Genomic DNA, 6,180 nt, shown 5'->3' on the forward strand with positions numbered 1-6,180 from the left:
CGGGCTGGCGCCGCAATCCGCGGATCAATCGCGGTTGCGGCGCTCTTTCTCCAGTGCGGAGAGGACCCCGCGCAGGGTCCGTACTTCGAGGTGGTTCCATGCCGGCTTGGTCAGCAGGTTGCGCAAGGTCAGCCGGTTGGCGGCGGCACGTGTTTCGGGCCAGAAGTAGTTCTTGGGTTCGAGCATCCGCTCGAAATGGCCGATCAGGCCTTCCAGTTCGTCCTGCGGGGCAGGGGGGAGCAGGTCCTCGACGGTCGGCTGGGCCAGTTCACCTGACGAGACCGCGCCCTTCGACCATTCGTAGGCGCAAAGGATCACTGCCTGTGCAAGGTTCAGCGAGGCAAATTCGGGATTGATCGGCACCGTCAGGATCGCGCGGGCAAGCGCAACGTCTTCTGTCTCCAGCCCGGAGCGCTCGGGGCCGAAGACATAGGCGGAGCGGCCCTGCGCGGTATGGACTTCGCGTGCCGCTTCCTCGGGGGTGACGACAGGCTTGGTGACGCCGCGCTTGCGAACGGTCGTGGCGAAGACATTGCCGCAATCGGCAACGGCCTCTGCCAGGGTCTCGAAGACTTCGGCGCGTTCCAGGACCAGGTCGGCACCGCCGCGGCGGGACCGGCGGAGGGGTTGGGCCAGCCGTCGCGCGGTGAAACGAGACGCATTTCGGAAAGGCCGAAGTTCAGCATGGCGCGTGCGGCCTTGCCGATGTTTTCCCCGAGCTGCGGGCGGACCAGCACGATGACCGGCTTCTTAACGTCAGTCATCGTTGCGACCTTCCATGTGGCCCGGACCCGCGACATCGCGAACCGTCCCGGCGAATTCCTCGAAGTCGCGCGCCTCGTTGAAGGCGCGGTAGACCGAGGCGAAGCGAATATAGGCGACCGAATCGAGCTGGCGCAGACCTTCCATCACCATCTCGCCGATTTCGCGCGACGAGACTTCGGATTCGCCGAGCGTTTCCACCTGGCGCTGCACGCCGGACACGAGCTGGTCGATCTTCTCACGCTCGATCCCGCGCTTGCGGCAGGCGAGAGTGGCGGACTGCTCGATCTTGGCCCGGTCGAAAGGCTCGCGGGAATCGTCGTTCTTGACGACGGTGATCTCGCGAAGCTGGACGCGTTCGAAAGTCGTGAACCGCGCGCCGCAGCTTGAACACTGGCGGCGGCGACGGATCGCCGTGTTGTCCTCGGTCGGGCGGCTGTCCTTGACCTGGGAATCGTCGTGGGCGCAAAAAGGACAGCGCATTCAGTAAGATACTTTCAAGACTTGAGAGACTTCAGGGGCGCACGCGCTTGTAGAACTGATATCCTGCACCGGCGGCAAGGCCGAGCGGGATCGATACGAACGGCAATACCGCGCCGGCCACCGCCCCCAACGCGCCCCAGACAAGCACCGGCTTGGTCGAAGGATGGTCGAGACCATCCTGGAGCATTCCGGCGATTTCATGGCGTGCATCGGTGATGAAGTCGCCATTGTCGTGGGGGCGGTTGGGGTCGGTCATGGCATCAGTCCTCGTAGATCGGGAAACGGTCACACAGGGCTTCAACGCGCGTGCGCACGTTCTGCTCCACCTGAGCGTCGCCCGCTTCGCCGCACTTGGCAAGGCCGTCCAGAACGTCGCAACCATGTTGCCGATTTCGCGGAATTCTTCCGGACCGAAGCCGCGGGTGGTGCCGGCGGGCGAGCCCACGCGGATGCCGCTGGTCTTCATCGGCGGCAGCGGATCGAAGGGGATGCCGTTCTTGTTGCAGGTGATGCCCGCACGTTCCAGCGCCTCGTCCGCGTCCTTGCCGGTCACGCCCAGCGGCGAGAGGTCGATCAGGGCGAGGTGCGTGTCGGTGCCGCCCGAAACGATCGCGGCGCCGCGCTCCTTCAGGGTTTCGGCGAGGACCTTGGCGTTCTCGATCACGCGCGCGGCGTAGTCCTTGAACTCGGGACGCAGCGCCTCACCGAAGGCCACGGCCTTGGCAGCGACGACGTGCATCAGCGGGCCGCCCTGAAGGCCGGGGAACACCGCCGAGTTGATCTTCTTGGCCAGCGCCTCGTCATTGGTGAGGATCATGCCGCCGCGCGGACCGCGCAGCGTCTTGTGCGTGGTGGTGGTGGCGATATGTGCGTGCGGGAAGGGCGAGGGGTGCAGCCCAGCGGCCACGAGGCCGGCGAAGTGCGCCATGTCGACCTGGAACAGCGCGCCCACGGCGTCTGCGATTTCGCGCATGCGCTTGAAATCGATCACGCGCGGGTAGGCGGAACCGCCGGCGATGATGAGCTTGGGCTGGTGCTCCTTGGCAAGGGCCTCGACCTCATCGTAGTCGATCAGGTGGGTGTCCTTGGTCACGCCGTACTGCACGGCCTTGAACCACTTGCCCGAAAGCGCGGCGCGGGCGCCGTGCGTCAGGTGGCCGCCGGCATCGAGGCTCATGCCCATGATGGTGTCACCGGGCTTCACGGTGGCGAGCAGCACGGCGCCGTTGGCCTGCGCGCCCGAGTGGGGCTGCACATTGGCGAAGCCGCAGTCGAACAGCTGCTTGGCGCGTTCGATGGCGAGCGTTTCGACTTCGTCCGAGGGCTCGCAACCCTGGTAGTAGCGCTTGCCGGGGTAGCCTTCGGCATACTTGTTGGTCAGCACCGATCCCTGCGCTTCGAGCACGGCCTTGGAGACGATGTTCTCCGAGGCGATCAGCTCGATCTGCTTGCGCTCGCGCTTGAGTTCGTGGCCGATGGCCTTGGCCACGGCGGGATCGCTTTGCGCGATGCTGTCGGTGAAGAAGCCGGGTGAACGGATGGCGGTTTCAACGGTCATGTTCTGAAAGCCCCTTCAGAAGGACGGATTGGAAAGTTTTTCGACGCGTCCGGCATGGCGGCCGCCGCCGAATTCGGTCGAAAGGAAAGCGTCGAGGCAGGCCTTGGCCATGTCGATCCCGGTCAGTCGCGCGCCCATGGCGATGCAGTTGGCATCGTTGTGCTCGCGCGCCAGCGCTGCGGAGAGCGGCTCGGAAACAAGCGCGCAGCGGCAGGCCGGGGCGCGGTTCACGGCAATCGAGATGCCGATTCCGGAGCCGCACAGAGCGACGCCGAACTGCACCGTGCCGTCAGCGACGACCGATGCGAGCTTGTAGCCGTAGTCGGGGTAATCGACGCGGTCAGCGGTTTCCGGGCCGAGGTCGGCCACTTCGTGACCTTGTTCGATGAGGTATTCGCGCAGTTCGGCCTTGAGGTCGACGGCGGCGTGGTCTGATGCAATCGCGATGCGCATGGAATCGGTTCGCCTGTCCTGGATGCGAGGATTCTTTCGCGCTCCCCTTAGTCGCGAGTTCGTCGCTTTGCCAGTCTTGCGCGCATCTGGAGTCGAAAGGGACTGGCGAGCGGTGAAGGACGTGGCATTGTCGGCCCGACTTGCTCCCGAAAATCAGGAGGATCGCGTGAAGAGCGGCAAATGGTTCCTTGTGGCATTGCTTCTCGCCGTGGGGCTGGCGATCCTGGGAACGACGCCGCCGAGACCCGCTCAGGTCACGGCAGCCGCCCGGGATTTCTCCGCCTTGCGGGCGATGGGCGATGTGGAGCGTATCGCCCGCGCGCCGCATCCCAGCGGATCGGCCGAACATGCGGCTTTGCGTGGCTACCTGATGCAGCGGCTTGGCGAACTGGGCCTGACGGTGCGCACGCAGGAAGGGACTTTTCCGGAGGACGCACGCCGGGGCCTGAATGCCCGCAGTGGCGGTAATGCCGCGCGCATCCCGTTGACGAATGTACTCGGCCTTCTGAGGGGATCCGAGCCGAACCTGCCCGCCGTGGCGCTGATGGCGCATTATGACAGTGTCTGGGGGTCTCCGGCTGCGGCCGACGATGGGGCGGGAGTTGCGTCGATCCTGGAGACCGTGCGTGCGCTCTCGCTGGAGCGGGAGCTTCGGCGGGATGTCGTGGTGATTCTCACGGATGGGGAGGAATCCGGGCTGCTGGGGGCGAGGATGTTCTTTGCCCAGGCCCCTGAAGCGCGGCGGATCGGCGCGATCGTGAACCTGGAAACGCGCGGTGGCGGCGGCAAGGCGAACCTGTTTCAGACATCCGCGCTGAACGGCGATGTCGCGCGGCTCTGGGCGGATACGGCACCGCATCCGGCGGGTACGTCGCTGGCAACTTTCATCTACAGCGTCTTGCCTAACGATACCGATCTCTCGGTGGCGCTGCCGCATGGTTACCCGGCGTGGAACTTCGCCTTCATCGGAAGGCCGGGGCTTTATCATTCGCCGATGGCGACGGCAGACAGTCTCGACCGAGGCTCTCTTCAGCAGATGGGGGAGCAGACCCTGGGACTTGCACGGGCCCTTGCCCGCAGAGCGGAACTACCGGGCCGGGCGCCGGACGTGGTGTTCTTCGACGTTTTCGGCCTGTTCGTGGTGCATTATGCGGTCTGGTGGGGCTGGGTGATGCTGGCCGTGGGCTTCGTCGGCCATGGGCTGCTGTCGCTACGCCGGTTCGAGGGCAGGGCCTTCCTGGATGGTGCTGTGCGAATGCTTGGGCTTGTTCTGGTGACGGCGGGCGCGCTCTATCTGCTCAACCTGTTGTCCGGCGCAGATGGCCCGGTGAACTATTACGACCGCCTTGCTGCTATCCCGAGGCTCCAGATCGTGGCGTTTTGCGTCAGTATGGCCGTCTCGGTGCTTCTGCTGGGCCGCAAGCCGGACGGCGAGGCGGGGGAGGCCGGATTGGTGCTGCCCTTGCTTCTGGGCGGCACCGTGTTTCAGGCTTACGCTCCGTCAGCCGCCTATGTGCTAGCGGTGCCGCTGATGCTGGGAGGCGTAGTGGCGCTGCTGCGAGCGTTCGGGCTTGGCAGTCTGGCGCGGGCGGCGGGAGCGACCGTTGCCGGTGTGGTAACAGGCTACGCGCTCATGCTCGGCTATTCGCTGTTGCAGGCAGTGGGGCCGACGATGCCGATGGTGGCGGTTCTTCCGTTGGCGATCGCCGTTTGCGCGTTGGTGCCGCTACAGCCTGCGCTACCTTTACGCGGTTCGCAGGTGCTGGCGGCACTGCTGCTGCTGATGGCCATCGGTGTTTCCCTGTGGCTGCGGCTGGATGCTCCAGCGGCCAGCATCGCGGCCTATTCGGACGCTGGCAAGAACCACGGTAAGACCTGAGCGCTATTCGAAGAACTCGGGCGGCGGCTCGCGCAGGTTCCGCGCGCCGCGCATACCATGCAGGACTAACTTGCTGACCACGGCAGCCAGAGTGGCAATCGGGATGACAGCAAAGATACCCGCTGCATCGATGCTCAAAGCCACGAAAGATGTCGCGAGAACGCTGCCCAGGAGGGCCAGGAGCATCAGGTAGCCTGCACGCTCACCCTTCTGCTGGGAGAAGCGAAAAGCGCAGGCGAAGGATGTCGCAAGGATTGCAGCAAGGAGCATGAGTAACGGAGGCGGCAGTGTGAGCAGGAAGGCGGGGCCGGCGATCCGCAGCACTGCCAGCAGGCCCATCAGGATCAACGATGGGAAAGTTATGCAGGCACCTGCGGCACAGAGCGTTGCTTCGCGAGCGCCCGCTTCGCTGACAATATCGGTATCCCCGAAGGCCATGGCTTATCGTTCTTCCAACCGGGAGGGAGCATCAGGGGATGATGTCCATAAAAAAGAGCCCCGCCGAAGCGAGGCTCTTGTATCTTCGTGCAGTTGTTACTGATCGAGGAACGAGCGCATCTTGCGGCTGCGGCTCGGGTGCTTGAGCTTGCGCAGGGCCTTGGCTTCGATCTGGCGGATACGTTCGCGGGTAACCGAGAACTGCTGGCCGACTTCCTCAAGCGTATGGTCGGTGTTCATGCCGATGCCGAAGCGCATGCGCAGCACGCGTTCCTCACGCGGGGTGAGCGAGGCAAGGACGCGGGTGACCGTTTCCTTGAGGTTCGCCTGGATCGCCGCGTCCACCGGGATGATCGCGTTCTTGTCCTCGATGAAGTCACCCAGATGCGAATCTTCCTCGTCGCCGATCGGCGTTTCGAGCGAGATCGGCTCCTTGGCGATCTTCATCACCTTGCGCACCTTTTCGAGCGGCATGGACAGGCGCTCGGCCATTTCTTCCGGCGTGGGCTCGCGGCCCTGCTCGTGAAGGAACTGGCGGCTGGTGCGGACCAGCTTGTTGATCGTCTCGATCATGTGCACCGGGATGCGGATCGTGCGGGCCTGATCC

The 6,180-nt window shown here is 64.7% G+C and carries 6 protein-coding genes and 2 pseudogenes; 1 reads left to right on the forward strand and 7 read right to left on the reverse strand.

Translation table 11 applies throughout. From position 1 onward, the window contains the following. Positions 1-24: 24 nt before the first annotated feature. The 5 genes and pseudogenes from ADT71_RS26425 to rpiB all read right to left on the reverse strand — a co-directional run bounded on the left by ADT71_RS26425 (position 25) and on the right by rpiB (position 3,256). Positions 25-764, reverse strand: a pseudogene (locus ADT71_RS26425) (RNA methyltransferase). Next, positions 757-1,245, reverse strand: a complete 489-nt coding sequence (gene nrdR, locus ADT71_RS26430; protein WP_054441711.1) for a transcriptional regulator NrdR — start codon at positions 1,243-1,245, stop codon at positions 757-759. The pseudogene ADT71_RS26425 and the gene nrdR overlap by 8 nt, the downstream one beginning before the upstream one ends. 31 nt (positions 1,246-1,276) lie before the next feature. After that, positions 1,277-1,501: a hypothetical protein gene (locus tag ADT71_RS26435; protein WP_054441713.1), complete on the reverse strand. Its 225-nt coding sequence runs from the start codon at positions 1,499-1,501 to the stop codon at positions 1,277-1,279. Between the two features lie 4 nt (positions 1,502-1,505). Beyond that, positions 1,506-2,803: pseudogene (glyA, locus tag ADT71_RS26440) on the reverse strand (serine hydroxymethyltransferase). 15 nt (positions 2,804-2,818) lie between these two features. Next, complete coding sequence (rpiB, locus tag ADT71_RS26445; RefSeq protein WP_054441715.1) at positions 2,819-3,256, reverse strand: ribose 5-phosphate isomerase B; 438 nt, start codon at positions 3,254-3,256, stop codon at positions 2,819-2,821. A 166-nt stretch (positions 3,257-3,422) separates the two neighbouring features. On the opposite strand from rpiB, the gene ADT71_RS26450 reads away from it, so the two are divergent. After that, on the forward strand, positions 3,423-5,135 hold the full coding sequence (locus tag ADT71_RS26450; RefSeq protein WP_165913195.1) for a M28 family peptidase: 1,713 nt from the start codon (positions 3,423-3,425) through the stop codon (positions 5,133-5,135). 3 nt (positions 5,136-5,138) lie between these two features. Here ADT71_RS26450 and ADT71_RS26455 read toward each other — a convergent pair whose 3' ends face one another. After that, positions 5,139-5,573 carry a hypothetical protein gene (locus tag ADT71_RS26455; protein ID WP_054441718.1) on the reverse strand — a complete coding sequence of 145 codons (435 nt, stop codon included), beginning with the start codon at positions 5,571-5,573 and terminating at the stop codon, positions 5,139-5,141. 96 nt (positions 5,574-5,669) lie between these two features. Next, the coding region (locus tag ADT71_RS26460) for a sigma-70 family RNA polymerase sigma factor (protein ID WP_156336833.1) at positions 5,670-6,180 on the reverse strand (511 nt) is incomplete at its 5' end.

It is taken from the genome of Novosphingobium sp. ST904 (assembly GCF_001298105.1).
Lineage (GTDB): Bacteria > Pseudomonadota > Alphaproteobacteria > Sphingomonadales > Sphingomonadaceae > Novosphingobium.

Excerpts from the sequence above, each read along its gene's own strand:
- nrdR (WP_054441711.1), bottom strand. The coding sequence starts at position 1,245 with ATGCGCTGTCCTTTTTGCGCCCACGACGATTCCCAGGTCAAGGACAGC.
- ADT71_RS26435 (WP_054441713.1), bottom strand. The coding sequence starts at position 1,501 with ATGACCGACCCCAACCGCCCCCACGACAATGGCGACTTCATCACCGAT.
- rpiB (WP_054441715.1), bottom strand. The coding sequence starts at position 3,256 with ATGCGCATCGCGATTGCATCAGACCACGCCGCCGTCGACCTCAAGGCC.
- ADT71_RS26455 (WP_054441718.1), bottom strand. The coding sequence starts at position 5,573 with ATGGCCTTCGGGGATACCGATATTGTCAGCGAAGCGGGCGCTCGCGAA.